Raw genomic sequence first — 25173 nt, 5'->3', positions numbered from 1 at the left:
AGAGTGGCTGAACCAATGGACGCCGCCGCGCATTTGTTGCACAATTATCCATCCTGCTTATCGAGGACACGCTTATGCCGCCGGACGCCACGGTCGGGATCCCGCACTACTTTCTCTATGGGGATCAAGGCGCAGATGTCGAACTCGACTTCCTGCATATCGAGCCGCTTCGCGACCGAAGCGGCCCACACGACTGGAGAATTCGTCCTCACAGTCATCCCGATCACATGCAGGTTCTTCTGGTGCGCTCCGGCGGCGGCACGATCTGGCTAGAAGACAAGGTCATGGCGATCCCGGCTCCCGGCATGCTCGTCATTCCGGCCGGAATTATCCACCAGATCGATTTCGAGCCCGGCACGGACGGCTATGTGGTGACGGCAGCGCTGGGTTGCCTCAAACTGGCGGCGGCTTCTGATCCCCGCCTCGTCGAAGTCGCCAATCACCCCGCAGTTTACCCCTTAAGCGGCACGGGCGTCAGCATCCCTGCGGTCATCGACACCTTTGAATGGCTGCACCGAGATTTCATTTGGTCGGCACCCGGCCGCAGGACCGCTATCATTGCGCAATACATGCGGGTCCTGGTGGTAATGCTGCGACTGTATATCACCCACGACGACCCTGCGATCGCCGCGCCAGACCGCGACCATGACCTGTTGGTCCGCTACCGGGCGCTGCTGGAGGAGCATTTTCGAAGCGATCGTTCCCTCGGCTTCTACGCCGGCACCCTTGCCATAACGCCGACGCGTCTGAATAACGCCTGCAAGGCGCGCGCCGGCAAGACTGCTTCCGAGCTTCTTTATGAGCGCATTGTCATGGAGGCCAAGCGCTACCTCGTCTACACAGAAAGCAGCGTCGCCCAGGTTGCTCACCTTACTGGCTTCGACGATCCGGCCTATTTCAACAGGTTCTTCACGCAGAGGGTTGGTTTGTCGCCAGGCGCCTTCCGAAAGCAGGCCATGGGCCGCAATAGCTAGGCACGTCGCCTCATGTTGCAATCTTTCCATTGGTTCGTCCATTTGCAGGCACAACTGGCGTGGCAAGGTCTGACAGCAACAACGACAGGACCGAGATGATGATTCATGAATGGCGAAGCTACAGGCTCAAGCCCGGCGCCACTTCCGCATATTTGACAATGTTTGCCGCTGAAGGCTTCCCTCTTGTCACGCGCCATCTTCCGCTGATGGGCTACTGGCTTGGTGAAACCGGACCGCTCAATACGCTCCACCATCTCTGGTCCTACGCCGACTGGTCGGAACGCGAAGCCTGCCGGACGTCACTTGCCACCGAAGAGGCATGGGTGGAAGGCTTCATCCCGCGCGCCTTCGCGCTCGTGGAGGAACAGAACACCTGCTTCCTCGCCATGACGGCCACCTCGCCCTCTTTCACGCAAGCCCTTACCCGGCGACGCGATGGGCACAATGCTCGAAGCCGGGACACGCCGCTCTTTGCAAGCGCGTGCGCAGGCTTGGTCAGCGGCGAGGCGGTTGAACACGCGGTGGCAGTCTGGCGGGTCATGTCCGGCGCGCAGGACGGGCCAATATCGTTGCTGCCACGCGCGTCGCAACCGGTCTTCCAGGACCCTGGCACCAAACAGACGAGCCACGTGGTCTTGCGCCCGTTGAGCTTCTCGCCGCTTTGAACCCAGCGCGTCCACCGCACCATGAGTTTGCAAGCGTGTTGGTCGGCACGATACTTGACTATCCTCGCCGGAGGCCCAAAGTGGAATGACAGTCCACAATGGAAACCCAATGAGTACGCTTGAGAAGTCTCTTACCATCATCCAACTTCTGGCGGAGCGTCCGGCTGGCCTGTCGGTGTCCAACATCGCGCAGCAGGTCAACCAGCCTGCAAGCGGCGTCCACAGGACCCTCAACGAATTGATCCGGCTTGGTTACGTGCGGCAGGTGCAGGATCAGGGTGATTACGCCCTGACGATGAAGCTCGCGGCACTGGGGGTGGGTTTCCTTGGGCGCACAGGGGTGGGCGACGTCGCCCAGCCCATCATCGACCGGCTGGCGCAAAAGAGTGGGGAACTGGTGCGGCTATCGGTGATCGACGCGGAAGACCTCATCTGGGTTGCAGTGGCCCAAGGTGCCACAGGTGGCCTGCGGTATGATCCCGGGGCAGAGCAGGGCGTGATCGTTCATCTGGCCAGCAGCGCCGGCGGTCAGGCCTGGCTTTCGACAATGTCAGATGATGAGGCTTTACAGAAAGTGTCGCAGCAGGGCCTGATCAATTCGCAACGCCCGCCTTGCCCGGGCGCTCCCGCGACAATCACGGATCTCCTGCAGATACTGGCAGACACACGGCAACGTGGATTTGCCGTTTCCAGCAACAGCTACACGCTGGGGATGACGGCGATGGCGGTTCCAGTGAGAAGCAACGGGCAGGTCATCAGCTGCCTGTCCATCGCCGGTCCGGCTGTGCGCATGTCGCAGGAGCGGATGGAGCAATTGGTGGATCCTCTGACCAGAGCGGCCGAAGAAATCGGGATGGCAGCCACCGGGTCCCGCTATTTCCCGGGATTGCACGGCAAAGGCTGACGTTAGCCTGCACCGCTGGACAAAGGCAGTTTCCAGGATCTTCGCCTCTTGGCGACATTGACGGAAGGCACGATGTCTGACGTTGCCGACAAAAGCCGCAACCTTCCGTCGCAGCTGATTTATTTGAGCGGTGAATTGGCGGTGGGGAATGCAATGGTGGACTGCATATCGGTTGTCAGCCAATCCGGGCCGCCTTTTGGCGGCCATACGCCCTGGGAAACTGAGTCAGCGCGGATCTGCCCGCGTTCATTGACGGATTTGAACGGCCAGATGTGCGTCATCCGCGGCTTTCCATCAATGCCGTACAAGCAGATCGTCAAATTCGAAAGCTTGGTCCGCTCCGGGACCGCCGCTTCCCATGCGCGGATGGTCGGCTCCAGGCCACCCGTCTTCAGCACATAGGTGCGGAATTCATAAGCAGGTCCAAAACTTCCGGTTTCCACCGGCGGAAGGAAAGGGAAAGGCGCGTAGCCTTCAAGCTGCAGACCAGTCAACCACTCTGAGGAGCCGAACGGGTTTGACGCATGCAGGGTCCGCTCACGTTCACCGTCGAAGTCGGCGACGGTGTTGAACCCACGCAGCACCAGCACGCGGTTGAGCGCGCCAATATCGGCGTAGAAAATCCCGAGCAAACGCCCTTTCCCTTCGGCGGCGTAAGCTTCTACCGCGGGGGCCGCCTTGGAGGCGGCGCCCATTGTGGTTGAGAGTGTTGCGATCTCATAGCGTTGCATTGTCTGTCCCTTCGTATTTTGTCGCGCCGGCGCTCACCGGCGTATCGTTCAGTTTTCCAGCAGCATGCTTTGCCACGCGCCAGCCAAACACCACAGCTGGGCCAAGCGTCGTTCCAGGGCCAGGATAAGTGCCTTGAAAGATCGAGGCGAGATCATTGCCGCAGGCATAAAGACCTGTGATTGGCTCCCCGGCTTCATCGAGAACTCTGCCGAACTCGTCTCCTGACAATCCGGCACTGGAGGCAAGATCGGCTGGCCGCACGGCCACCGCATAGTAGGGCCCCTCTGCGACCGGGCCAATGCAGGGGTTTGGCTGCACCGCGCTATCGCCGTTGAAACGGTTTACCACCGACCCGCCGCGACCGAAGGCGTCATCGACACCTGTGGCAGCGGAGCGATTGTAAGCCTCCACTGTTGCGGCGAGAACCGCGCCATCCGCACCGATCTTTGCGGCAAGTTCGGGAAGTGTGTTTGCCTCTATCACATAGCCTGCCTTCACCATGGAACGGAGGTTCCTGGCTCCCGGAAGGATCATCCCGATGCCATAACGCCTCATGAAGATGGCGTCGCAGATGAGGTGCGCCGGCATCGAACCGTCACGGATCTGACCCATGGAAAAATCATGATAGGAGTCAGATTCGTTGACGAAACGTCTGCCCGCCGCGTTGACGGCCAGCAGTCCTGGCTTTGCACGGTCCAGAATGATGTGCGGCCAGACGGCCAGTGAGCCATCAGGTCGTTGATAGGACGAGCAAGGCATCCAGAGCGCGGGGCTCGCACCGCCATCCTCGAACTGGGCCCCGATCGCCAATGCCACATCGGCACCGTCCCCGGTATTGGTGACCGGGGCCAAAGCATAGTCGCGTGCTCCCGGGGGAAACAGCCGCTCGCGGATCTTGCGGTTCCAGCAAATGCCGCCGGTTGCCAGCACCACACCTTTGCGGGCACGGATCTTGACGAGGCCATCCGGGCCTTCCAGGACAGCGCCGACAACGCGCCCCTCTTCAACCATCAGTTCTTTGATGGCGCTGTCAAACACGATCGGAACCTGCGCCTTGCGCAGGCTGTAGAGCAATCGTCCCACCAAGGCGTTGCCCATCAAGAGACGGGTTCCCCGGCGATAGCTAAAACGGTCGATGACGTAGCGTCCAACGATTGTCAGGGCGCTGCGCAGGTTTGCCACGGAGCGAAACGGCTCCAACAGACCATCGAGTTCGTTGCGTCCCACCATCATGCCGCCAAGCCCGAGAAACTCACGGCGTGGCGGGCGAACTCTGGCAAAATCTTCCCGGCCGAGCAGCCGTCCGTCAAAGGTGATTGGCGCAAGTGCGCGTCCACCATAGGCCGAGCCCGGCCCGTCCAGATAATCCGGGTGAGCGGCGGCAGCGACAAATTTGACGTCCGTGCGTCGGTCCAGTTCCTCGATTGCCTGCCGGCCGGATTGGAGAAAGGCCTCCCGTAGGCGTACTCCACTTCGGTTGGCGACCACATGATCGAGAAAGGCCCTGGCATCCTCCACCTTGTCCGGAACACCCGCCTGTTCGGAAAGATGTGTCCCTGGAACCCACGTCGTGCCACCAGACGTCGAGGTCGTGCCGCCGACTTGAGCGGTCTTCTCGCACAGAACGACCTGCAAACCCTCCAATGCGGCGACAAGCGCCGCCGTCATGCCGCCGGCGCCTGCGCCACACACCAGCAGATCGACTTCCTGCATGGCACCGAATGTTTGCTTAGACGACATGTTCTTTCCTCCCGTGATCTTCACCTGTCGCTGCAGCATCTCTGGCGATGGTTTCAGCGGCAAGAAACCCGTACGTCATGGCGGGACCCAGCGTGATCCCGCCGCTTGGATAATGTCCGCCCATGATGCTGTTCATGTCGTTGCCGGCCGCGTAGAGGCCAGCAATAGGTTGGCCACGCTCATCCAGCACACGGCTTCGTTCATCGGTCTTTATGCCTGCGAAGGTGCCCAAGCTGCCAGGCACCACCTTAACTGCATAGAAGGGTGGGTGGGCCATCGGCGCGAGGCAGGGGTTGGGCATGTGGTCGGGATCGCCCTGGGCCCGTTGGTAGGGCGTGGTGCCGCGATGGAATTGCGGATCCTCGCCCCGCTCGGCGTGCCAGTTGAAGGCCGCAAGCGTGGCGCGCAAACCCGCGCCGTCGATCTCACAGCGTTGCGCCAGTTCCTCGATCGTAGCGCCGGACAGGAGGTAGCCATTCGACAGCCAGCGGCGAAAGGGAACTGGGGCGGGCTTGACTGCACCCAGCCCATAGCGGCGAAGGAACCGGTGATCGCAGATCAGCCAGGAGACTGCTGGCTGCCCCTCGGGCGTGGCCGCGATCATCCCTCTAACGTAGTCATGATAGGGGCCACCTTCATCGACAAACCGATGGCCGGCGGCATTGACAGCAATGATGCCCGGCTTCCCACGTTCCACCAGATGCGGAAAACGACCGACACTGCCGCCGGGTCGTGGCACCAGCGATACCGGCGCATAGGCTGCCGCGTCCACCTGCATATCCGATATCTGGCCGCCAATGCTTTCCGCCAAACGCAGGCCATCGCCGTTGTTGCTCTCGCAGGCTGCGGAATGGTGCTGGGTGCCTGCCTGGACATGCGGCAGCATGTCGTGAAGGCGGCGAAAGTCATGGGGAAAACCACCCGTTGCCAATACCACGCCGCATCGCGCCCTCACCTCTTTGGGGCCATCAACCGTGTCGACCAATGCACCTTGGATGCGCCCTCCACCCGGCAACAGCTGGCGCGCCGGGGCTCCTGCCCACAGGGTCACCCCCTTGTCCGCCGCCGAGCGCAGAAGCCGCGCCACCAGCGCATTGCCGTTCACCAGGTGCATGCCGCGGCGATGAGTAGCCAGATCCCACAAGTGGCTGACAACACGCCTTACGACATAGCCGAAAGCACTTGCGGATCGCATCGCTGTCAGGAACATGCGCATGTCGGCGCCTGACGCGATCCCCATGCCGAGAAAGGTGGTTTCGGCAATCGGCGGACGAAGTTTGTCGATCAGCGGCCCCAGTTCGCGCCCGTCATAGGGGGCCGCAACCACGGAGCGCCAACCAGTGGCCGCGCCCGGAACGTTGCCGTGAAAATCGGGGGCACTGGCTCCCGGATTAAACTGCATCGCCGTATGCCGTTCGAAGAAAGCAATCATACGCGGCGCGGCATCCAGATAGCCGCCAATCATCTCTTCATCGTAGCGGTTCCCAAGAATATGCCTCAGGTAACGGCGAGGGTTGTTGGGGCTCTCGCCCTTCCCGGCCACCAAGGCATGCGGGGCGTTCGGGATCCAGAGCCAGCCGCCCGAATAGGCTGTGGTTCCCCCGAATAGGTCAGCTTTTTCGGCGACGATGACTGACAGACCGAAATGCGCGGCCGCCACCGCAGCCGACAGGCCACCTGCCCCGGAGCCGACGACGAGGACATCGCATTCCACAGCCTGAGGGCTGTCCTCTGGGCTCGGTGCCACCACAGGCCCGACGGCACAAATGTCTGGAATCGCTCCCGCCATGGTTATTGCCCTCCCCTCGACCCAGATCTCCGCTGCCTGAGAACAAAAAGAGTGGCGCGGTGACCGTGGCTGTATCGGCCATATCTAGCCATCGCATCATTCGCAATAAATTGGAATGATATTCAATAAAATAATTTCATTCCTTTTCTAAAGCCGCGACGATCGCCTTCGCTTTGCGCAGGGCCGTTCTTGCTCGCTCATCTGCAGGCATTTGCTTCGTCAGTTCCAGAGACGCGATCTCGACGCTGATCGGCACATCGCTGGGCAAGGCTCTGAGGAAGGCCAAGAGATCGATGCCTCCGTCGCCGGGCATCAAACGCCCGCCACGGGCGATGCTGATGAGGCCGGCGTCCGATTGATCATAAGCGACGGGTCCATCACAAAGCTGGATGTAGTGGATCGTCTCCCGTGGTATCGATGTGAGATCCTCTACCCTTCCCCCGGTGCGATCCCAATGAAGCGCGTCCGGAAGAACCCCGCCGGCGGGTTCAGCCGCAGCCTGCACAATGGCATTGGCTTGAACCGCATTGCGGACCCCGGTCCAGGGCATGAATTCCAGGTCCGCGGTCATGCCGTAGCGACCGGCGAGTTCCGCGAATTTTCCAAAGATCTGCGTCAGGCGTGCATGGTCGGCATCGTCACCCGCGACCAGAATTTTTGAAGCACCAAGGGCTGCCGCGCAGTCCAGGAAGGGCAGAAATTCGTCGACCTTTGTGTGCGGGTTGAGCCGAACGATCTCCACATCACTGATTCCGATCCCGGTTTCTGCGATCGCAGTCTGTGCGTCGGCAAGAACTCTGGGGTCGCTCAGGATGGGATAAGGTGCCTCACCGCTTGTGGCCGCCGGTAGGAGGCGGAGGCCGACCTTGTCGTAACCCGCCCTGGCCGCCACCCTGATGGCATCGGCAGGCGCCAGATCCGCAACGGTGAGAAAGGAGAGGGAGTAGCTGCGCGTCATGATCCTGTCCTCACGTCTCGCATAGGAAGTCGACCATCAGGTCACGAACCTCAACAAACATGTCGATGCCAGTGATGGCACTGCAGCCGATGTCACGGGCTCTGGCAACAAGCGGCGACACTGGGGGGTGGGTGATCACCTCGCCAATGAACATCTCCGCGGTGAGCTTGTCGCCGTCGAATGGTAACGGATCCCCCTCTCTCATGCCTGACGGTGTTGCATTCACCACCACATCGAAACCCGTCGGATCGGCGCTTCCGACGGTAACCTGCGCAAGGCCCAGTGATCCCAGCCGTTCGATCAGGCTTTCGCGGCGCGCCGTGTCGAATTCGTGAATGGCAAGTTCCTTAACGCCGGCCAACACCAGGGCATGAGCAATGGCGCTTCCTGCACCACCCGCGCCAGCGATCAGTGCCCGCTTGCCCTCGAGCACACAGCCGGCTTTTTGCAGCGCTGCCACATGGCCCACCCCGTCGACCATGTCACCTTCCCAACCTGTTGGCGTTCGACGTAAGGTATTGACCGCGCCCAGGAAGGCGGCGCGCTCCGAGAGCCGATCAGCCAGGTGAACTGCCGCGAGCTTATGCGGCACTGTAATGATGGTACCCTTGAGGTTTTGCAGACGCACGGTTCCCTCCCAGAACGATGCGAGGTCCAGCGGCGCGACATGACCGGGGACGCAGACTGCGTTATGGCCTTGCGCTTGCAGCATCTCGGTCACGCCGCGAGGCGATTTCACCTGAGCAATCGGGTCTCCAATGATGAAGTAAAGCTGCGTTGCACCGTCAAGATCGAAACTCATATGCCCCTCCTGTGGAATTTCATTCAACTTTGGAATATATCTCCATAACAGCGACGTCCAGAGACAAGACGCATGTCTCGGCAGGAATTCTGTCGGCATCTTAAGATGTAGATGAGGTCGTTGAGCCTTCCTTGGCCCGGTATGCAGACGGGCCGACTTCGAGTGGGTGATAGTTTGAGATCCTGCGCATTTTATGTAGGATGCATCCGTGCCGCCGGCCTTATTCCGTCACACCTCATTAAGCTGCTGAACATTTCACATGATGAAATCGTCCCTCGACCACATGCCGCTTCGCAAGCAGAGGGAACTCGCGCGGGTTCTGGAGATCCTGCACGAGGAGTTTGAGGATGCGCTGAAAGCGGGAACTGCAGATTTCAAGAAGCGTGGGAGGATCCTGAAGCTCATCCTGTTCGGCTCATACGCCAAGGGCGGCTGGGTGGACGAGCCGTTCACGATGAAAGGCTATCGCTCCGACTTCGACCTGCTGATCATCGTCAACAATCGCAAGCTCTGCGACTTTGCTGAATACTGGCACAAGGCCGCCCACCGGCTGATCCGCGACAAGGCAATTGAAACGCCGGTGAGCTTCATTGTTCACTCCAGGCGTGAAGTGAACGCCTATCTCAGAGAAGGACAGTACTTCTTCTCCGACATCCGCAAGGAGGGGATTATCCTCTATGAGCTCGATGACGAACCGCTGGCGGAACCGGGCGTGCTCACGCCTGAGGATCGGCTGCGGGTTGCAAAGGAGCATTTTAACGAGCGCTTTGCGCTCTCGCAGACATTCCTGAAGGTCTCCAAGTTTTGTCTTAGTGAGCATGACTACAAGGTGGCCTCGTTTGAACTTCATCAGTCTCTTGAGCAAGCTTATTCCTGCCTCCTGCTGACGCTGACGAATTACGCTCCACCATCGCACAACGTCAAATTTCTCCGCTCACTTGCGGAAGAACAGGATCGGCGCTTAGCAGATGCATTCCCCCGCGATCAGCATCGCGAGCGGGCTTGGTTCAACACCCTGAACGAGGCCTATGTCAAAGCAAGATATTCGAAGCATTTTGAGATCAGCGAAGAAGCCCTGACTTGGCTGAGCGAGCGCACGGCTGTCCTTCATCAACGCGTGAAGCTCGTCTGCGAGGAGCATCTGACGCGGCTGGACCCAGATGGAGGCTAGCGCAACCTATTTGGTTGCGTAAGCTGCTCAAGCCGGCGCCTTGGAGAGGGAATTGCATCACGATCTTGAATCGGTGGCGCTTGATCGATTCATAAGTCTCGTTGGACGTGGTCACCCTGTTGCGCGATTCTCCGGGCATGAGCCAGCAATCGTATCATGTTCATGTCCGACGCATCGATGGGGCCAGAAACATGGCTCGCTTCTATGCCCTGTCGATCCAAAAGACGCTGTTTGGAGAAATATCTCTGCTCAGGGCGTGGGGACGGGTTGGCAGCCGAGGGCAGCAGCGCATCGACGTCTGTTCCGACGAACAGCAGGCTTTGCGCTTGTTCCTGTCCCTGCTGCGGCAAAAGCGCCAACGCGGATATGCGCCATGCAACACGCGGCCCGTGCCCGCTGTGATACCAAGAACCAGCAGGTCAACAACATCGTCCAGGTCCAATGCTTGAAAACCTGTTTCAATCTGGGGCACCGCTGATTTGTTCTTAACCTTTCTCGCCAACCTTAACAAAAGGAAATTGTTGCATTCAAGGTTTGATGCTGTTGTTCATGGCGATATGAAAGATTTTACGACAGATCTGATGAGTTCGCGGCTGGCCGATGATCGGGGGCTGGAGTTCGACTTTGGAATTCGCGCGCCTGTTCGGCGCCTGGTCCTCCAACTCGGGGAAAAGGGCTGGTCTCGAGGTGACATCGCTCTTGCGCTGCGTGAGATTGCCCAGGAGGTGGAGGAAAGCTTCGACCATCAGGGTTCCGATCGGACGTCTTCATAAGGGTTCAGCCTTGGTGTCACACTCGACTTAACTTGGCATCTTCTCCAAACGCGAAGAAGTCGCTGTAACCCGTTGGCGCCCTCTTCTGATTTCTTCAGCGGTCTGCATTCGTTGGTTCCGATCAACGTGAAATATGTCTCCGTTGCAGTCGGGTTTCTGCGCCTAGCTTAGGCGCAGAAAGACGGAGCGTTGGCTGGATGGTTCATCGCCACTTGCAATGTTGCCAAGTTTGGCAGGGAGTCGGACAACGTGGTGCGCCCCGATATAGCTGCAGACGGGGCAGATAGCGCCGGGGCTAGATTTCTCGACCACCTCTGGCAGGCTGCCACACCGCCGGGTTGCTCGTGGCGACCTTCAGATACCGGTAGCCAGACTGGCCGCGGGTAACGATGTTTTTGCGAATATTGTCCAGCACAAAGTCACCCTTGTCCGTCTTCACAATCAGCACCGCGTGGAGCTCGCCTCTTGCCGTGCGTGCGGTTGCCATCCGCAGCGCGCCCCCGGGCAGGCCTGCGCGGATCAACTGGCTCCGCTTGGTGAGCGCGAAATCTTCGCAGTCACCGGTGTTGCCTCCAACTCGCCATTCCTCTGTTCGTTCGGATCGGTAGCGCATTGATCGGTTCACGCCGTCGTTCACCCGGCGCATGACGGCCGCTGTGCTCGATGTATAGGAGACGGCGGAGCCGCCTCCGCCCTGGCATTGGCCTTTGAACTTGATGCAGAAGATCTGGTAGCCGACAGGAGCGGCCAGACTTTGCGTGGTCTTCGGCTTCAGGGCGCGCGTCGTACCGAGGCTGATGGCGTCCGCGGACGTGGCCATGGTCGCAAGGGCTACGAGAGCCAAACTAAGCTTTCTGAACATGTTCCCAAATGCCTTTCTGATCGCTGCGTGCGCTGCTGTGCCGGACACTGAATGCGAAGCTACGGTGCTCGGCGTGTTAAGCGATCATGGAGGGGAAGCGTTTAGGACGACTTATGAGGAAAGTTAAAGTTTTCAGGATCTGCTGATATTTGGGTCATGTCTCACAAAAACGCTGTTCATTGGTTCGCACTAATCCAACATCGGCTTTGTCTCCTGGCATGTATATTGAAAATGCCAAGTGTGCAGCTATAGGGGCTTAGCGGAAAGTAGATTTATATTGAGGAATTTTGTTACGTACATGTTTACCAGTGGGCCAGACTACTGTTTGATAACCGTGATGATTTACTAAACGGGAACCGCTGTGGACGATGTTAATTCTCAAAGGAGAGCATCATGTCCCGCCGCCTCAGAAATATTTTCTTCGCCTTCGGCGTATCCATCTCGATGTGGGTTATGATTATCCAGGCATCCGTCGCCCTTTATGATGCCGCACGTCCCGGCATTGATGGGATGATCACGGCGAGCATCAAGTAGAACGACTTGTTGCGTCGCGCTGAGGTCGGCTTAATGGCTATAAGCAACCACGGAACCGAGCCAAAAACACGATGACGGTCCTAATGGACCCCCCGTATCGAGATAGATGGCTTAGGGGGTTTAACAATCCCTGATAGAGCCTCACCCGCTGTCTAACGCGAGTTAACCTAACAAAAACGTTCTTGATGACTCTTCGCTCCGGCTGAGCTAGGAGATGAGGAGACTTAGTTAACCGATTACTAGGTGAAGTGCTTCACATTTGGTCGGGTTACACCGTCCTCTCCTCGGGAACATCATGAACAACGATATCGATCTGCGCAGTCTGCTGGGTATCTTCCGCCGTCAGATCTTGCTCATCCTGTCTCTCGTCGTAGGCTTGACTGCTGTTGCAGGGATTATCGTCTACTCGATTGAGCCTCGCTACTCCGCCTCCGCGCTCGTCTTCGTCGATACCGCCTCTAAGGATATTCTGGAGACTGACGGAAGAAGCCAGAACGGCAGCACCGACAACGCGAGAGTCGAGAGTGAGGTGGCAATTCTCCAATCCGACGGCGTGCTACTCGATGTGATCAACAGCCAGAACCTTGTTGCCGACGATGAGTTCGGAGTGAAGGTGGGGCTGACAGATCGTTTCCTGGAGATGATCCGTCTCAAGACCATAGAGCCTCCAGATGCCTCGGAGGCGGTCGCTAGCGTTCTCAATAGTTTCCGAGGTGCAGTTAGTGCCGACAGGCGCGGCCTCACCTACCTTATCAACGTAACCGTGACATCCAGGAGCCGGGAAAAGGCGGCGAAGCTCGCCAACGCCGTCACTGAAACATACATTCGTAGGCAGGTTGATTCCAAAGTCTCTGCCACCCTCGCCTCTCGGGATATCCTGCAAAAGCGGGTGGATGCAGCGCGTTCGACAATTGCCGACAGTGCGCGCGGCGTCGATGATTTCATTCTCGGTAACATCAACACCCTTCGTGAGCAGGGCTCATCAAATGTCGGGGTCCTCTATGACGAGCTGACGCGGATTCAGCAGGAACGCCGTGAGGGCCTGACCCGCGCCGAAACCATCGACCAGACGCTACAGCGTAATGATCTGGCCACCCTGGTGCAGACCCTGGAAACCCAGGCTGCGGAAGAACTGGAACGGCAGCGGGAGGCTTTGGCAGGTCAACTGGCGTCCGCCACTCCCGCCAGCGCCATCGATCTTCGCGCCGAACTGCAAAAGCTGGATGAATCGATTGCGGAAGAAGGACGGCGCGCGCTCACGTCGCTGCGTTCCGAGGTTCAGAACTTCGAGCAGCAGGAATCTTCGGTGCGCACAAATCTTACTGAAGCCGTCCTGACCAGTAACTTACCAAATGAAACTTTGACAGACCTCTACAGTCTGCGCCAAACCGCAGAAGGAGCGCGTCGGGAGTTCGACAATCTGTCCGCCCGCTTGCAGCGCCTCGACACCCAGGCCGCGCTTCAGATGGCCGACAGTCGCGTCGTCTCTGAAGCCCTGCCGCCGCGGGACGCTTCATTTCCCAAGAAGAGATTAGTCCTTCCGCTGGCCGCTGTGATGGCGCTGGGCCTTGGTATTGGGCTGGCCTTCGTGCGAGAGTATCTCGTCGGCGGATTCACCAACGAAGACCAGGTGGCGACGGTGCTGCGCCTGCCGCTTGCGTCGATCGCTCCCAGAGCGGCAGAAGAGCCCGGCCAGAGCGAGGGCGAGGGGCATAGCCTGTCGGACACGATCATCCGCTCGCCGATGTCCATGTTCACGGAATCCGTGCGCCGCATCCGTGTGGCAATTGATCAATATCTCTATAAAAGGAATGCGCCACCCACCGAGAATGGCGGCGGAACTGTGGTAATGATTTCATCCGCCTTGCCCAATGAAGGCAAGTCTACCATAGCCCTGTCGCTGGCTCGAACCTATGCTCTTTCGGGAAAGCGCACGCTGATTGTCGATTGCGATTTGCGCAAGCCAAGCATTCATCGGCACTTGGGTCTCGCGCCTGATACCACTCTCGTTACCTATCTGCAGGGTGGAGATGCGGGACCTCTGCCTAAGTTGACAACCGCCGACCCCTCGACGGGATTGACCGTGGTGCTCGGTGGGCGGCGAGGCAACACGCCGACTGACCAGTTGCTGATGGGACAGGAAATGGCAAAGCTCATTGCTGTCGCGCGCCGCAACTTCGACTATATCATCCTGGATACGCCGCCTGTGGAGCCAGTTGTCGATGGTCTCTATCTCGCACGCCATGCGGATGTCATCGCTTTCGTAGTGAAATGGGCAGCCACGCCCCAGAGCAGTGCCAAGCGGGCAGTTGCTGCGCTGCGCGACAATTCGCCTGAAGGCGTTCCCATTCTAGCTGTTCTCAACCAGCAGGAACGGGGGAGGATGTTTGGTTACTCGTCGTACTCGGCGTATTACGTGGAGTGACAGCTTCACATCAGCGCGCCGACATCTATGTATCCACAGCATGCACTACATATGTGTAGATGTCGCGTTGGTAAAAACTCGCCACTCCAAGGCATTGTACAGTTAATCTCTTCTTAATTCGCCACGTCCTCCTATTGCTTTTTCTCCAGGATGTGGCATATACGAAGGTGATAGAGGCGCATCCTTCGGGTTCCCTCGTTACGACTTAGGGATAGTGGCTACATCGGGCCGTCGAGTCAAAAGGAATAGAAGTATGAGTGTATTTTCGAAATCGCGCCTGTTGTTTTCCGCGGCTGCTATCTCAGCGGCTATGAGCTTTGCTGCGCCTGCCTTTGCGCAGGTCCCCTCGACGCCAGCTGCTGTAAGCCAGGCCGTCAGTGCTGCTGTGGCTGCTGGAGCTTCGGACGCGGAAATTGGCGCTATTGTCGAAGCCGCTATCGCAGCAAATCCGGCCGAGGCTGATGAAATTGTGCGAGTCGCACTGGCCGCCGCCCCTGCTGCAGCGGACGAGATCGCAGCCGCCGCATCTGCTGGCACTGAGGCTACCGCTGCTGGCGGTGCAGCAGCTGGCGGTGACACTGGCGTCGGCGGCGTTGATGGCGAAGCGAGCGAGGCGGCAAACAGCCCGTCCGAGCCGATTTCGGTTTCTCCAAACTAAGTCAACTAGCCAGCAGAGTTGCAGCCCGCCAGAATTGGTGGGCTGTTTCTGTTTGTGGAGCTTGTTCCGTATAGACTTAAACCGGATGTTGGGCAGCATAAACCCCGCTTTATGGCATCTGTAGTGCTCACTGGCCCCGCGCATACTTGCCGCTTTATCGTATCTGTATCGTGGTCTAGGGGATATATGCCTAGAGGCTCAACAGCGTTCTCCAGTGCAGTGTTGCAGGAGTATGACATGGCGGCTTGCAAGTTAACCAATACTACGGAAGGCGTAGAAACTGGTTTGCAACGCAGCAAAATCTGGATTACATTAACATCATGTTAACGAGGTTTTGAGTATTCGCCATGATGGAAGCCCGAGCATTCGCTGATGCCGCCGCGGAACCGCCTCTACAATATCATGCTGCAGCGAACGGGATAGTTTCCCCGAGTGGGTTGTCAATGCCCTCGCCTTCTGCGCAGCAGCTGGCGGTAAAGCGGATGATTGACATGGCAGTATCCGCCCTCGCCTTGGTCCTGCTCCTGCCTCTTTTCGCGGTCGTTGCGGCATTCATAAAGCTGGAGAGCCCTGGTCCGGTGCTATTCACACAGACGCGCTGGGGTCAGGGAGGATCTCGCATCAGGGTCTTCAAATTTCGCTCTATGCGAAATGACCTCTGCGATGTCTCCGGTGTTGCGCAGACAGTTGAGGGCGACCCGCGCGTCACTCGTGTCGGAAAGCTGCTTCGTCGAACCAACGTTGACGAACTTCCGCAGCTCATCAATGTCCTAATCGGGGAAATGTCACTCGTCGGTCCAAGATGCCATCCAATCGGAATGCTGGCCGCTGGCGTTCCTTATGAGGTTTTGGTGCCGACTTACCACGAAAGACATGTTGTGAAGCCAGGCATTACTGGTCTCGCCCAAGTGAGGGGTTATCGGGGCCCCACGACACGAAAGTCAAGGGCAAGGGCGCGGATTTACTCAGACCTCTACTATGTTCGCAACTTCAATCTGCTTTTGGACTTCAAGATTTTATTTTGGACCGTCAGCTCTGAATTGAAGGGTGGGACTGGATTTTAATATCCGAAGATTTCTGTCTTCAGGATCGGGGAACCCATGAAAAATGTATTGATCACCGGTGGCGCCGGTTTCCTAGGCGCCCACCTTTGCGAACGCGTGCTTGCTGCCGGTAATAAGGTCGTGTGTCTCGACAACCTTTATACGGGTTCGAAAGCAAATATTGAGCACCTGCTCGCCGACCCTAATTTTGAGTTTCGGGAATGGGATGTTTGCGACCCCATTGATATCGAGGTCGATGAGATCTTCAACTTCGCCTGCCCGGCCTCGCCGCCACATTATCAGGCTGATCCTATCCGCACGATGAAGATCAGCGTGGTCGGTGCTATCAACATGCTAGACCTTGCGAAAAAGTATAATGCCAAGATTCTTCAGGCATCGACGTCAGAAATCTATGGCGACCCGCTGGTTCATCCTCAGAGGGAAACCTATTGGGGCAACGTGAATTCGATTGGCATTCGCGCATGCTATGATGAAGGCAAGCGTGCCGCCGAGACATTGTTCTATGACTACCATCGTCAGCATGGCGTCAACATCCGAGTCGTGCGCATTTTCAACACCTACGGTCCGGGCATGAATGCGCAGGATGGTCGCGTTGTCTCCAACTTCATCGTGCAAGCACTCAAAGGCGAGGATCTGACCGTCTATGGTGATGGCAGCCAGACGCGGTCGTTCTGCTATCGCGACGATTTGGTTGAGGGCATCATCCGATTGATGAACGCGCCGGATGACATCACCTTCCCGGTCAACATTGGCAATCCAAATGAGTTCACCGTTCGGCAGCTCGCAGAGGTGGTGCTTGAGTTGACGGGCTCAGAGTCGAAGTTGATTACCCTTCCCCTTCCCCAGGATGATCCGACCCAGCGCTGCCCGGATATTTCCAGGGCTCAGGATCACTTGGCTTGGCAGCCAAATGTGCAGCTAAGGGAAGGCGTAGCGAAAACTATCGAATTTTTTGACAACCAACTTTTCAGTTCAAGCCGTATCGGCGGAGCGTCTCGCGTGGAGGCAAGTGCATGAAGATCACAGTTATTGGATCCGGCTACGTCGGTCTCGTTGCAGGTGCCTGCTTTGCAGAGATTGGTCACGACGTGGTTTGCGTCGATAACGACCCAAGAAAAATCGAGGCCCTCAAAAAGGGCCACGTCCCCATTTATGAGCCTGGCCTTGATGCGCTGGTCACGAAGAACCACGAGACGGGGCGGCTGAATTTCACAGCCGATCTCGCTGATGCCCTTAGCGGTTCTGATGCGGCCTTCATCGCGGTAGGCACACCGCCCCGCCCCACCGACGGCCATGCAGACATGAAGTATGTCTACGCAGTCGCTCGTGAGATTGCAGAGAAAGCAACAGGGGAGCTAGTCGTCGTTAACAAGTCTACTGTGCCGGTAGGCACGGGAGACGAGGTCGAGCAGATCCTTCTGGATGCTGATCGTCCGTTCAAATTGGCGGTCGTCTCGAACCCCGAGTTTCTTCGCGAAGGTGTCGCCATCGCGGACTTCTTGCGTCCGGATAGGGTTGTCATCGGGAGCGAAAACGATTGGGCAAGAAAGGTCGTGTCTGCGATCTACGAAGTTGACGGTCTTGCAGGTGCCAATATTATTCACACCTCCAGGCGCTCGGCAGAAGTCATCAAATACGCGGCTAATGCCTTCCTGGCGATGAAGATCACATTTATCAACGAGATCGCTGACCTGTGCGAGGCGGTAGGCGGCGACATCCGACACGTCGCGAACGGAGTTGGAATGGACAGTCGCATTGGCGCAAAGTTCCTCAACGCCGGTCCAGGCTACGGCGGGTCCTGCTTTCCGAAGGACACCCTAGCGCTTTCTAAGACGGCGCGCGACTATCGGATCCAGCTCAGAACGGTCGAAACCGTAATCCAAGTCAATGATAATCGCAAAAGAGCGATGGCCCTGAGGGTTCTGGATGCGTGCGGAGGATCTGTACGCGGAAAGACTATTGCTGTCTTGGGCTTAGCTTTCAAAGCTGACACCGATGACATGCGAGACTCTCCGGCTATTCCAGTCATTCAAGCTTTACAGGATTTTGGAGCGACGGTTCGCGCCCATGATCCTGAGGCTATGGAAAACGCTGCGGCGATTTTTCAAGATGTAACCTTCTGTGATAGCGCCATTGCTGCTGCCTCAGGTGCCGATGCAGTAGTGATTATGACCGAATGGAAAGAGTATGCGGACTTAGACCTAGGCATGCTGAGGAAGCAAGTTGCCGCTCCTCTAATCGTAGACCTTCGTAACACGCTGTCGAAGGATGCGGTAACCGATGCTGGTTTCGCCTATTGGTGTATTGGGAGAATGAGCGATCCGCTTTTTCTTGAAAAAACAAGCATCGCGGCTGAGTAGTTTGATGTGGAAACGTAAAGCGTCACCTGCAAAAGAGAGTGTCATCACTCCGACATGGGTTGATAAAGAAGCATTGCCTTCCTCTGGGCAAGTTGATGTTGCTCTTTTCTATAAGAACATGAGCCTAGGCGGCGTTCAGCACATGATGGTGCGCCTGGCAAATGGTCTCGCGGAAAGAGGCTACAACGTAGAAATGGTCGTAGGGGAGAGGCAGAACTCGTTCCGCACCGAGCTAAGCGAAAACGTCAGGATTGTGGACTTAGGGACCACTAAGACAACCGCGATGACATTCGCCCTCTTCAAATATCTTCGAAATAATAAACCGAAGGTTCTTTATACAGCCGTCCCGAACTGTAATGCTGTTGCCGCTGCCGCGGTACTGCTTTCAGGGAGAAAGACGCGCCTTACGATTTCCGAACGTAGCGACACATATGAAGAGTACAGGAATACCAAAGCAAGCCTTTACAAATTATCGATATTACTGATCCCGTTGACTTATCGGCTGGCTGATAAGATAGTTGCGGTGTCGGCAGGCACAGCACTGAGCTTGTCGCGGTTCTCAAAAATCCCCCTCAGCAGCATTAAAGTCATATACAATCCGGCGTATAGTGAAGAAATCGATACCCAGTCGCTCGCTGAAGTCGATCACCCCTGGATTGGTGGGCCATATAAAGTGGTTGTGTCTGCGGGTCGTCTTGTTGCGCAAAAAAACTTTTCGTTGTTGCTCCGAGCCGCCGCATTGGCGGTGAAACGCGATCCCCAAATCAAGTTCATATTGTTGGGGGATGGTCCAGAACGCGCACAATTAGAAACGTTGATATCTGAACTGGGCCTTAACGATTGTGTAGATCTGCCGGGAGCAGACCGAAATCCGTTCAAATGGTTCGCGAAGTCAGATCTGTTTGTTCTTGCTTCTGATTGGGAAGGTTTCGGGAACGTCTTGGTTCAAGCTCTTGCATGTGGTTGCCAGATAGTGTCGACTGACTGCCCATCAGGCCCGCGGGAGATTTTGGCCGACGGGGTGTTCGGAGACCTGGTCGAAGTAAAAAATCCATTAGCACTGGCGGATGCCATTGTTCACCGCATCGAGAATCCTTTGGACCCCGTCGCTCAAAAAGCAAGGGCGCGAGACTTTACTCTCGAGTCTGCTGTTGATGAGTATGAAAAGATATTTGGCTTAAGATGAAGATGCAATTAGAAGACGATTGCAATAGAGGGAGTGCCGGAGCGGATTTTATTTTAAGTGTATTGGCCCTGATAATGCTCATCCTTTTGACAAACGCGTTCACGGGGATCTTTCTTTCAGAGGAAATGCGACAGAGAACGCTTGAATCCGGAAATACGTTTAACGCCGTCAGCTTTCCCACCATTGTTGCTATGTTCTGCGCAATTAGCTTCAAATTCGTTGGGGCACCGTTTCAAACTCTCAGGAACGGGAGCTTTATAACGCCACTTGTTGTGCTCATCACCGCATCCCTTCTATGGTCTGCTGCTCCTGGAATAAGTGCGCGGCGCACGATCTCGTTCGTGCTATCGATGGCGTTCGCTATCAGCCTCGCGACATGGTTGCCGCTTCCGAAGCTTCTCAGCTTCTTGAGACTGTTTTTTAAGATCGTCCTTGTTGCCAACTTAATCGTACTTTTACTTCCTGACATATCCATCGAGTCGGGCGTCAACCACGGTGCTTTTCGAGGCATATTTAATCAAAAAAATGTCTTGGGCATCTTAGTCGGCTTTGCGGTCCTCTTATTTTTCGGAGCTCCAAAGAGCAGCGAGCCGCGAAAGTACTGGTGGTTGCTAGTTGCAGGGACGCAGTTAGCGTTTAGCCAATCGAAGGCATCGATAGCTATCGCGATCTTATGCATCATTTTCTTGTGGTTCGCTTACTCGAAGTTCCTAGGGATGCGTCTGCTCACTTTCTTCGGTATGATGAGCTATGTGGTAGTCTTCCTTTGGCTAGATCCCTTTTCGGCTGGCTGGTTTGATGAACTGGAGTTGACAGGCCGCATACCTCTTTGGGTAAACTTACTTGAGATGCTTGATGGCCGTGAATTGCTGGGTTACGGCTACGGTGCATTTTGGGATCCAAGTAGCCACCGCATTCAGCTCCTCTGGGAGATGCTCGCTTGGGTACCGGTTAATTCGCACAACGGCTATGTGGATGTGCTTCTGCAGTTGGGGTGGGTCGGGATGGCGTGCCTCGTATTTGCGCTCGTATTCGGTGTGGTCAAAATTATCCGGATTGCGCGCACCGATTTAGCATCCTCTACTGTAGCGCTCTCGCTTGTGGTCTACATTGTGCTGACTAATGTTTTTGAGAGTAACCTCATCGGGCAGCGAGCGTTTTTCTGGGTTATATTAGTTTCGCTTTTGACAAGCTCTTCAGGGGGATCTGCCGTAAATACGGGCCGGATACGCACATGAAAGCTCCTCCGCTTCTAACGTTTCGACCCTTACATGATACAAGGTTTTCCGCGCTTGATGGATGGCGAGGAATAGCCGCGGTTATGGTGTCTCTTCTGCACTTCAAAGTGTACAATCCCAGTTTTGACTTTGTAATTATTCGGCATGCCGCCCTTTTCGTAGATTTCTTTTTCGTGCTTAGCGGGTTCGTCTTAATGCATGCCTACTCCCGCAGAATTCAATCAACATCTGATTTGACTATTTTCATGATCAAACGGTTTTCACGTCTTTGGCCGAACCATTTTTTTGTTTTGTCGTTATTTGTATTTACTCAAATAATTTCGTATTTCCTTTTGCGAGCGGGGTTGCCGTTGCACCAGACTCCATTCACAGGAAACTATAGCTCTATATCTATATTAACTAATATTCTGCTCGTGCATCCGCTTGGTCTACACAGCACGCTAACATGGAACTACCCAAGCTGGACGATCGCAGTAGAGTTCTGGACGTACATTTTGTTCGGATTTTTGCTCTTAGCCTGGCGCGCTGTTTTTCCGCAAGTTGCAGTGATGTTGGTGATTATCTCGCTCCTGTTGTTGATGATCTTTTCGCCGCAGTTCCTTCTCGTCGGCAACAACTTAGGCTTGCTCCGGTGTTTTCTCGGGTTCTTCCTGGGTTGTTTTACCTATCGGCTCCATGGAGCTCTAGCTAATCGAATGATGCCTTGGCCAACGGTTGCTGAGGTTTGTATTACCCTAGTTTCGATGGTCTTCGTTTATTATGCTGGGGACAACGAACTGAGTTTTGGGGCACCTTTTGTCTTTTCTATTTTGGTCTTAATTTTTTCTAGAGGTAAAGGGTATATTTCGGCGTTTCTATGCACCGGCAGCGTCCAGTTCCTTGGGAAGATCTCTTTTTCTATATATATCCTGCATGCATTTATCCATTTGGTTTTCTTCCAAGTCCTTCGCCTCCTCTCGAGCAAAGTGGACGGAGTGCAATTACGTCCAATTAGTGCATTCGGTTATAACGGCGCTGACCAGGTTGTTCTTCTGCAAGGATCATTAGGATTGTTGTGTTTGGTGTTGTACCTAGCAGCTGTATTGTTTGCTGCGTGGATGCTTTGGAGGAGCGTGGAAGTGCCGTCTGAGAAGCGCCTTTCAGCGTTTCTTATAACTAAGCTAGGACTCCAGCGGACACCGTCTACAGCTACCCCTCCTAGCAACTAGGCTTGGTCCGTTAAATTGAGGAGCTGACCGAAACGCCTGAGTTAGGCACCTCGCCCGAATCGTCGCTTTATATCCTGAGCGACAGCTGGCAATAGAAACACGGGTTCGATCAGGTACCTCCGATACAATTTGCGGGGTTGGGAGATGAGGCGGAATGCCCACTCGAGACCTATGTCGCTGATCAACCGCGGAGGCCGCGCGAGGTGACCTGAGAAATATTCAATAGCTGCCCCGCAGGCATATAGCACCGGAGCTTTAAGCCTGTCTGCGTTCTCGAGAATCCACCGCTCCTGGATCGGCATTCCCATTCCCACCATTATGATATCCGGAGAGAACTGGTTAATTCGTTGGACCAAGACTAAGTTCTCACCAGCGTCCCGAGTCTTGTCAAAAAATCCATGATGAACGTCCATTTCAAGCCGGGGATACTGGGCTCTCAGCCGCGTAGCAGCGTCGTCCACTACCATTTCGCTGCTCCCGACATAGAACAGTCGCCATTTGTTTCGAGAACATGTTTCCAAAAAATCCGGCAATTGCTGCGACAATGTAAACCGATTTTTCAGGGAGCAATCCCCCCAAAGCAGCTTCCTCCAAAGGACGAGGGGAAATCCGTCTGCATACACAAAATCAGCCTGTCGAAAAAAATCCGGAAGATCGCTTCGTTCTTGAAGGAAGGCTGCGTGGAGATTGGTATAACCAATAATACACCTCCTTCGACGCGTGACAGCTCTCTCAATCAAGGCTAACAGTTCGTTGAATTCCAGCAAGTCAAATGACGCGCCAAAAGATGTGCGGAGTTTGCCGGTGCCCGACAGATTCATAGAGGTGTACTTTCCATGGGTCAATTTGGTTTAATCCAACTAAGGTCGTTCTATAAAAAAAACGCATCCCGTTCATTTTATGGTGTTCTTTCGCAAATTATGTTCAGTGGGAATAATTTCTGCACTGCACTAGCTGCTGCTTTACTATTAACCCCTGAAGAGCTAGCAAAAATTGCATTTTCGAGTGCTTCGTTATTAACCGCCTCGACCATAATCAGCGCGACCGTACTGTTGCCGTACTCGCTCAACAACATTTCTGAACATGGCTCTCGGCGCGCTGACGTCTTGAAATCGGGCTACGGGACACAATGTTTTTGTCTGGTATTGCTGCTAGCCCTTGCAATTTCATCAACCTGTGGCTTCATGTTCTCGGCAGACTTCGCGCTGCCGATTGCTGTCTATAGCGTATTATATCTTGTCCGCTTTTTTCAACGTGGTTTTCAAATCGCCGATCAGAAGAACCTCCTATCGTTTGTCTTAGAGGTCGCAGGCACCGCTCCAGTTGTTGTATGGCTGGCTGCCTCGTTTTTTTTGCATCTGTCGCTGACTGCCTCTGATATAGTATGGATGCTGGCCGTACTGATCATGCCGGTGGTTGCCATCGGATATCTACACTCACGCGTAAAGTTTATTGCATCATATTCTGTGTGGCGATCTTTTGCTCGTCAGTTCCGTTCAAAAGGCGCATATAGTCTTTCCGGTGTTCTGCCCTCTGAGATCTTGCAGAACGGCCATGTGTACGTGCTGAGCGCACTTGATGACCTGTCACTGCTGGCTAATATATATGTAGCGTCGCTTTTCTACAGGCATTTGTCTATTTTATTTAATGGTCTTAACATAGTTCAGAGAACTGTCTTTGTTAGAAAAATAAGGCGAGGCATGTCATTTTCTGCTGCGAACCGAGCACTCCTTAGTTCAGGCATGGGGTTAGCTGTCGTCGCGTTGAACCTCGTGCTCGTGATATGGCTCATGCCCGTCTGGATCGGCTTCCTAGATGTAAGTTACGATCGTGAAAATCTCATTAAATGGATAGTAGTGATGGGCGTGTTTAGTGCTCTCCTCGCTGCCAGAATGCCCCTATTCACATTCCAACAAGCAAAGAAGAATCTCAAAGGGTTGGCGAAGGCCGCTTACTTCGCTGGCGCCACATCGGCAATAATGTGGTTAGGATATCTTTACACAAAGAGTGGCCTATTGTTGATCACATTGATGATCCTGCCGTCGGTCCTGTATACGTGCTTGGTTTGCGCCGGGTTCTATATCGAGTATAAGAAATCCGTCGTGGAACATCGTGGGGAATAAATGTTTTTAAGGTTGCTTTTTTCACTGCTTCTGCTCTCAGCAGCGTCTACTATCTCCTCTACTGCTGCCGCGGCTAACAGCGCACCTGCTTGTCCTGCCGGTGAGGTTCGCGTTGCGACAACCCCAATACCTCCCCAACGAAGCTGGGCACTTGAGCGATTTGAGAAACATCAAGAGTTTGCCGAGGTAAGTTCTGAAGTGATTGTGCTTGGCGATTCCATCGTGGAGCGTTGGCCAACGAAAAATTTGGAGGAGATCTTCCCGGGGAAAACAGTCGCGAACCTTGGATTAGGCTCAGATCGAACTCAGACGGCGCTCTGGCGTCTGTCGCGGATCCCAACTGGTGATGTATCCGCTAGCCAGGCCATGATACTATTGGGGACAAACCAACTTTCAGAGGTGAACGATGTCTGCGGCATATTCTTTGGGCTGGAAAAGGTTATTTCTGAGATGAAAAAGAAGTGGTCGAATCTAAAACAAATATACGTCCTCGGAATACTGCCTCGGGGAGCGAAATTTGACGACCATGAGGAAAAAATTGCCGAGGTGAATGGACTTATAGCCGATCTAGCTGCGCGGAATTCTGGGATAATTTATATTCCACCACCGGAGGGTCTAGATTGTAGAATGATGCCGCGCAATATAGTAGAGAGAATGATGATGTGGCTTTGGCCCGATAACGTCTGCTCCTATTTTCTCAACGACCACCTGCACCTCAGTGCAGAAGGGTACGCCTTCCTGAGTGCGTACCTTTCAAATCACCATCAAATCTCAGAGGTCCGGAAAAATTAACGAACAAGTTCTCTATTGGTTTGCATTCGACGTTTTCGTCAAGGACGTACGATTTTGATCTGTGCCTCGTTGGTTGCAGCATGTCTGAGAAGATCGCTGGAACCATAAGCGCGACTCCTCATCTAACGCTAACTGGAGTTGAACTTAGGAACAAGCCGGCAAGTTTTTGGAGCGGGACCAGCCCAACGCTCTTACTGTGCCGGATGCTCCAAACC

24 protein-coding genes are annotated in these 25173 nt (G+C 55.3%); 16 read left to right on the top strand and 8 right to left on the bottom strand.

Annotation, left to right across the window (positions count from 1 at the left end):
- Positions 1 to 74 precede the first annotated feature (74 nt).
- The 3 genes from M1E10_RS01345 (at position 75) to M1E10_RS01335 (ending at position 2543) form a co-directional block, all read left to right on the top strand.
- Positions 75 to 974, top strand: a complete 900-nt coding sequence (locus M1E10_RS01345; RefSeq protein WP_499173226.1) for a helix-turn-helix domain-containing protein — start codon at positions 75 to 77, stop codon at positions 972 to 974.
- Positions 975 to 1069: 95 nt separating this feature from the next.
- On the top strand, positions 1070 to 1639 hold the full coding sequence (locus M1E10_RS01340) for an NIPSNAP family protein (RefSeq protein ID WP_499173225.1): 570 nt from the start codon (positions 1070 to 1072) through the stop codon (positions 1637 to 1639).
- Positions 1640 to 1724: 85 nt separating this feature from the next.
- Complete coding sequence (locus M1E10_RS01335; RefSeq protein WP_499173224.1) at positions 1725 to 2543, top strand: IclR family transcriptional regulator; 819 nt, start codon at positions 1725 to 1727, stop codon at positions 2541 to 2543.
- A gap of 119 nt (positions 2544 to 2662) precedes the next feature.
- Here the strand turns inward: M1E10_RS01335 and M1E10_RS01330 are convergent, their stop codons facing one another.
- The 5 genes from M1E10_RS01330 to M1E10_RS01310 all read right to left on the bottom strand — a co-directional run bounded on the left by M1E10_RS01330 (position 2663) and on the right by M1E10_RS01310 (position 8564).
- Positions 2663 to 3274 (bottom strand): NIPSNAP family protein, encoded by a 612-nt coding sequence (locus tag M1E10_RS01330; protein WP_499173223.1) that lies wholly within the window; start codon positions 3272 to 3274, stop codon positions 2663 to 2665.
- A complete protein-coding gene (locus M1E10_RS01325) occupies positions 3261 to 5015 on the bottom strand; it encodes an FAD-dependent oxidoreductase (RefSeq protein ID WP_499173222.1) in 1755 nt (584 codons plus the stop codon). The genes M1E10_RS01330 and M1E10_RS01325 overlap by 14 nt, the downstream gene beginning before the upstream one ends.
- Positions 5005 to 6804 (bottom strand): FAD-dependent oxidoreductase, encoded by a 1800-nt coding sequence (locus tag M1E10_RS01320; protein ID WP_499173221.1) that lies wholly within the window; start codon positions 6802 to 6804, stop codon positions 5005 to 5007. Before M1E10_RS01320 ends, M1E10_RS01325 begins: the two co-directional genes overlap by 11 nt.
- A gap of 136 nt (positions 6805 to 6940) precedes the next feature.
- Positions 6941 to 7762 (bottom strand): sugar phosphate isomerase/epimerase family protein, encoded by an 822-nt coding sequence (locus M1E10_RS01315; RefSeq protein ID WP_499173220.1) that lies wholly within the window; start codon positions 7760 to 7762, stop codon positions 6941 to 6943.
- A 10-nt stretch (positions 7763 to 7772) separates the two neighbouring features.
- Positions 7773 to 8564: a shikimate dehydrogenase family protein gene (locus M1E10_RS01310; protein WP_499173219.1), complete on the bottom strand. Its 792-nt coding sequence runs from the start codon at positions 8562 to 8564 to the stop codon at positions 7773 to 7775.
- A gap of 259 nt (positions 8565 to 8823) precedes the next feature.
- Between M1E10_RS01310 and M1E10_RS01305 the strand changes: the two genes are divergently transcribed.
- Together M1E10_RS01305 and M1E10_RS01300 are read left to right on the top strand one after the other, a co-directional pair.
- Complete coding sequence (locus tag M1E10_RS01305; RefSeq protein WP_499173218.1) at positions 8824 to 9735, top strand: nucleotidyltransferase and HEPN domain-containing protein; 912 nt, start codon at positions 8824 to 8826, stop codon at positions 9733 to 9735.
- A gap of 137 nt (positions 9736 to 9872) precedes the next feature.
- The gene (locus tag M1E10_RS01300; protein ID WP_499173431.1) at positions 9873 to 10184 is read left to right on the top strand and encodes a WGR domain-containing protein; all 312 of its coding nucleotides are present in this window, start codon (positions 9873 to 9875) and stop codon (positions 10182 to 10184) included.
- A gap of 78 nt (positions 10185 to 10262) precedes the next feature.
- Here M1E10_RS01300 and M1E10_RS01295 read toward each other — a convergent pair whose 3' ends face one another.
- Both M1E10_RS01295 and M1E10_RS01290 read right to left on the bottom strand, forming a co-directional pair.
- Complete coding sequence (locus tag M1E10_RS01295; RefSeq protein ID WP_499173217.1) at positions 10263 to 10481, bottom strand: hypothetical protein; 219 nt, start codon at positions 10479 to 10481, stop codon at positions 10263 to 10265.
- A 322-nt stretch (positions 10482 to 10803) separates the two neighbouring features.
- On the bottom strand, positions 10804 to 11352 hold the full coding sequence (locus M1E10_RS01290; protein ID WP_499173216.1) for a transglutaminase-like domain-containing protein: 549 nt from the start codon (positions 11350 to 11352) through the stop codon (positions 10804 to 10806).
- 411 nt (positions 11353 to 11763) lie between these two features.
- On the opposite strand from M1E10_RS01290, the gene M1E10_RS01285 reads away from it, so the two are divergent.
- The 9 genes from M1E10_RS01285 (at position 11764) to M1E10_RS01245 (ending at position 22043) form a co-directional block, all read left to right on the top strand.
- Entirely contained in the window at positions 11764 to 11904 is a 141-nt protein-coding gene (locus tag M1E10_RS01285) for a hypothetical protein (protein ID WP_499173215.1), read from the top strand.
- A gap of 295 nt (positions 11905 to 12199) precedes the next feature.
- On the top strand, positions 12200 to 14329 hold the full coding sequence (locus tag M1E10_RS01280) for a GumC family protein (RefSeq protein ID WP_499173214.1): 2130 nt from the start codon (positions 12200 to 12202) through the stop codon (positions 14327 to 14329).
- Between the two features lie 253 nt (positions 14330 to 14582).
- Positions 14583 to 14987, top strand: a complete 405-nt coding sequence (locus M1E10_RS01275) for a hypothetical protein (RefSeq protein ID WP_499173213.1) — start codon at positions 14583 to 14585, stop codon at positions 14985 to 14987.
- Positions 14988 to 15337: 350 nt separating this feature from the next.
- Positions 15338 to 16051 (top strand): sugar transferase, encoded by a 714-nt coding sequence (locus M1E10_RS01270; protein WP_499173430.1) that lies wholly within the window; start codon positions 15338 to 15340, stop codon positions 16049 to 16051.
- Positions 16052 to 16087: 36 nt separating this feature from the next.
- Entirely contained in the window at positions 16088 to 17068 is a 981-nt protein-coding gene (locus M1E10_RS01265) for a UDP-glucuronic acid decarboxylase family protein (RefSeq protein WP_499173212.1), read from the top strand.
- Positions 17065 to 18411, top strand: coding sequence for a UDP-glucose dehydrogenase family protein (locus M1E10_RS01260; protein ID WP_499173211.1), 1347 nt, complete (start codon positions 17065 to 17067; stop codon positions 18409 to 18411). Before M1E10_RS01265 ends, M1E10_RS01260 begins: the two co-directional genes overlap by 4 nt.
- A 4-nt stretch (positions 18412 to 18415) precedes the next feature.
- Positions 18416 to 19597 carry a glycosyltransferase gene (locus M1E10_RS01255; RefSeq protein ID WP_499173210.1) on the top strand — a complete coding sequence of 394 codons (1182 nt, stop codon included), beginning with the start codon at positions 18416 to 18418 and terminating at the stop codon, positions 19595 to 19597.
- A gap of 2 nt (positions 19598 to 19599) precedes the next feature.
- Positions 19600 to 20835 carry an O-antigen ligase family protein gene (locus tag M1E10_RS01250; protein ID WP_499173209.1) on the top strand — a complete coding sequence of 412 codons (1236 nt, stop codon included), beginning with the start codon at positions 19600 to 19602 and terminating at the stop codon, positions 20833 to 20835.
- A complete protein-coding gene (locus tag M1E10_RS01245) occupies positions 20832 to 22043 on the top strand; it encodes an acyltransferase family protein (RefSeq protein ID WP_499173208.1) in 1212 nt (403 codons plus the stop codon). The genes M1E10_RS01250 and M1E10_RS01245 overlap by 4 nt, the downstream gene beginning before the upstream one ends.
- A gap of 41 nt (positions 22044 to 22084) precedes the next feature.
- Here the strand turns inward: M1E10_RS01245 and M1E10_RS01240 are convergent, their stop codons facing one another.
- Positions 22085 to 22864 (bottom strand): WecB/TagA/CpsF family glycosyltransferase, encoded by a 780-nt coding sequence (locus M1E10_RS01240; protein ID WP_499173207.1) that lies wholly within the window; start codon positions 22862 to 22864, stop codon positions 22085 to 22087.
- Positions 22865 to 22879: 15 nt separating this feature from the next.
- Between M1E10_RS01240 and M1E10_RS01235 the strand changes: the two genes are divergently transcribed.
- Both M1E10_RS01235 and M1E10_RS01230 read left to right on the top strand, forming a co-directional pair.
- The gene (locus tag M1E10_RS01235) at positions 22880 to 24166 is read left to right on the top strand and encodes a hypothetical protein (RefSeq protein ID WP_499173206.1); all 1287 of its coding nucleotides are present in this window, start codon (positions 22880 to 22882) and stop codon (positions 24164 to 24166) included.
- Positions 24167 to 24958: an SGNH/GDSL hydrolase family protein gene (locus M1E10_RS01230; RefSeq protein ID WP_499173205.1), complete on the top strand. Its 792-nt coding sequence runs from the start codon at positions 24167 to 24169 to the stop codon at positions 24956 to 24958.
- Positions 24959 to 25173 lie beyond the last annotated feature (215 nt).

This window comes from Rhizobium sp. PK7-22 (assembly GCF_056530405.1).
Note: the sequence above shows the minus strand (reverse complement) of the source record. Positions and strands in the feature narration are given on the sequence as shown.

Excerpts from the sequence above, each read along its gene's own strand:
- M1E10_RS01235 (WP_499173206.1), top strand. The coding sequence starts at position 22,880 with ATGGGTCAATTTGGTTTAATCCAACTAAGGTCGTTCTATAAAAAAAAC.
- M1E10_RS01320 (WP_499173221.1), bottom strand. The coding sequence starts at position 6,804 with ATGGCGGGAGCGATTCCAGACATTTGTGCCGTCGGGCCTGTGGTGGCA.
- M1E10_RS01260 (WP_499173211.1), top strand. The coding sequence starts at position 17,065 with ATGAAGATCACAGTTATTGGATCCGGCTACGTCGGTCTCGTTGCAGGT.
- M1E10_RS01345 (WP_499173226.1), top strand. The coding sequence starts at position 75 with ATGCCGCCGGACGCCACGGTCGGGATCCCGCACTACTTTCTCTATGGG.
- M1E10_RS01310 (WP_499173219.1), bottom strand. The coding sequence starts at position 8,564 with ATGAGTTTCGATCTTGACGGTGCAACGCAGCTTTACTTCATCATTGGA.
- M1E10_RS01305 (WP_499173218.1), top strand. The coding sequence starts at position 8,824 with ATGATGAAATCGTCCCTCGACCACATGCCGCTTCGCAAGCAGAGGGAA.
- M1E10_RS01295 (WP_499173217.1), bottom strand. The coding sequence starts at position 10,481 with ATGGTCGAAGCTTTCCTCCACCTCCTGGGCAATCTCACGCAGCGCAAG.
- M1E10_RS01340 (WP_499173225.1), top strand. The coding sequence starts at position 1,070 with ATGATGATTCATGAATGGCGAAGCTACAGGCTCAAGCCCGGCGCCACT.
- M1E10_RS01230 (WP_499173205.1), top strand. The coding sequence starts at position 24,167 with ATGTTTTTAAGGTTGCTTTTTTCACTGCTTCTGCTCTCAGCAGCGTCT.
- M1E10_RS01315 (WP_499173220.1), bottom strand. The coding sequence starts at position 7,762 with ATGACGCGCAGCTACTCCCTCTCCTTTCTCACCGTTGCGGATCTGGCG.
- M1E10_RS01330 (WP_499173223.1), bottom strand. The coding sequence starts at position 3,274 with ATGCAACGCTATGAGATCGCAACACTCTCAACCACAATGGGCGCCGCC.
- M1E10_RS01280 (WP_499173214.1), top strand. The coding sequence starts at position 12,200 with ATGAACAACGATATCGATCTGCGCAGTCTGCTGGGTATCTTCCGCCGT.
- M1E10_RS01335 (WP_499173224.1), top strand. The coding sequence starts at position 1,725 with ATGACAGTCCACAATGGAAACCCAATGAGTACGCTTGAGAAGTCTCTT.
- M1E10_RS01255 (WP_499173210.1), top strand. The coding sequence starts at position 18,416 with ATGTGGAAACGTAAAGCGTCACCTGCAAAAGAGAGTGTCATCACTCCG.
- M1E10_RS01300 (WP_499173431.1), top strand. The coding sequence starts at position 9,873 with ATGAGCCAGCAATCGTATCATGTTCATGTCCGACGCATCGATGGGGCC.
- M1E10_RS01245 (WP_499173208.1), top strand. The coding sequence starts at position 20,832 with ATGAAAGCTCCTCCGCTTCTAACGTTTCGACCCTTACATGATACAAGG.
- M1E10_RS01270 (WP_499173430.1), top strand. The coding sequence starts at position 15,338 with ATGGAAGCCCGAGCATTCGCTGATGCCGCCGCGGAACCGCCTCTACAA.
- M1E10_RS01250 (WP_499173209.1), top strand. The coding sequence starts at position 19,600 with ATGCAATTAGAAGACGATTGCAATAGAGGGAGTGCCGGAGCGGATTTT.
- M1E10_RS01275 (WP_499173213.1), top strand. The coding sequence starts at position 14,583 with ATGAGTGTATTTTCGAAATCGCGCCTGTTGTTTTCCGCGGCTGCTATC.
- M1E10_RS01240 (WP_499173207.1), bottom strand. The coding sequence starts at position 22,864 with ATGAATCTGTCGGGCACCGGCAAACTCCGCACATCTTTTGGCGCGTCA.
- M1E10_RS01325 (WP_499173222.1), bottom strand. The coding sequence starts at position 5,015 with ATGTCGTCTAAGCAAACATTCGGTGCCATGCAGGAAGTCGATCTGCTG.
- M1E10_RS01285 (WP_499173215.1), top strand. The coding sequence starts at position 11,764 with ATGTCCCGCCGCCTCAGAAATATTTTCTTCGCCTTCGGCGTATCCATC.
- M1E10_RS01265 (WP_499173212.1), top strand. The coding sequence starts at position 16,088 with ATGAAAAATGTATTGATCACCGGTGGCGCCGGTTTCCTAGGCGCCCAC.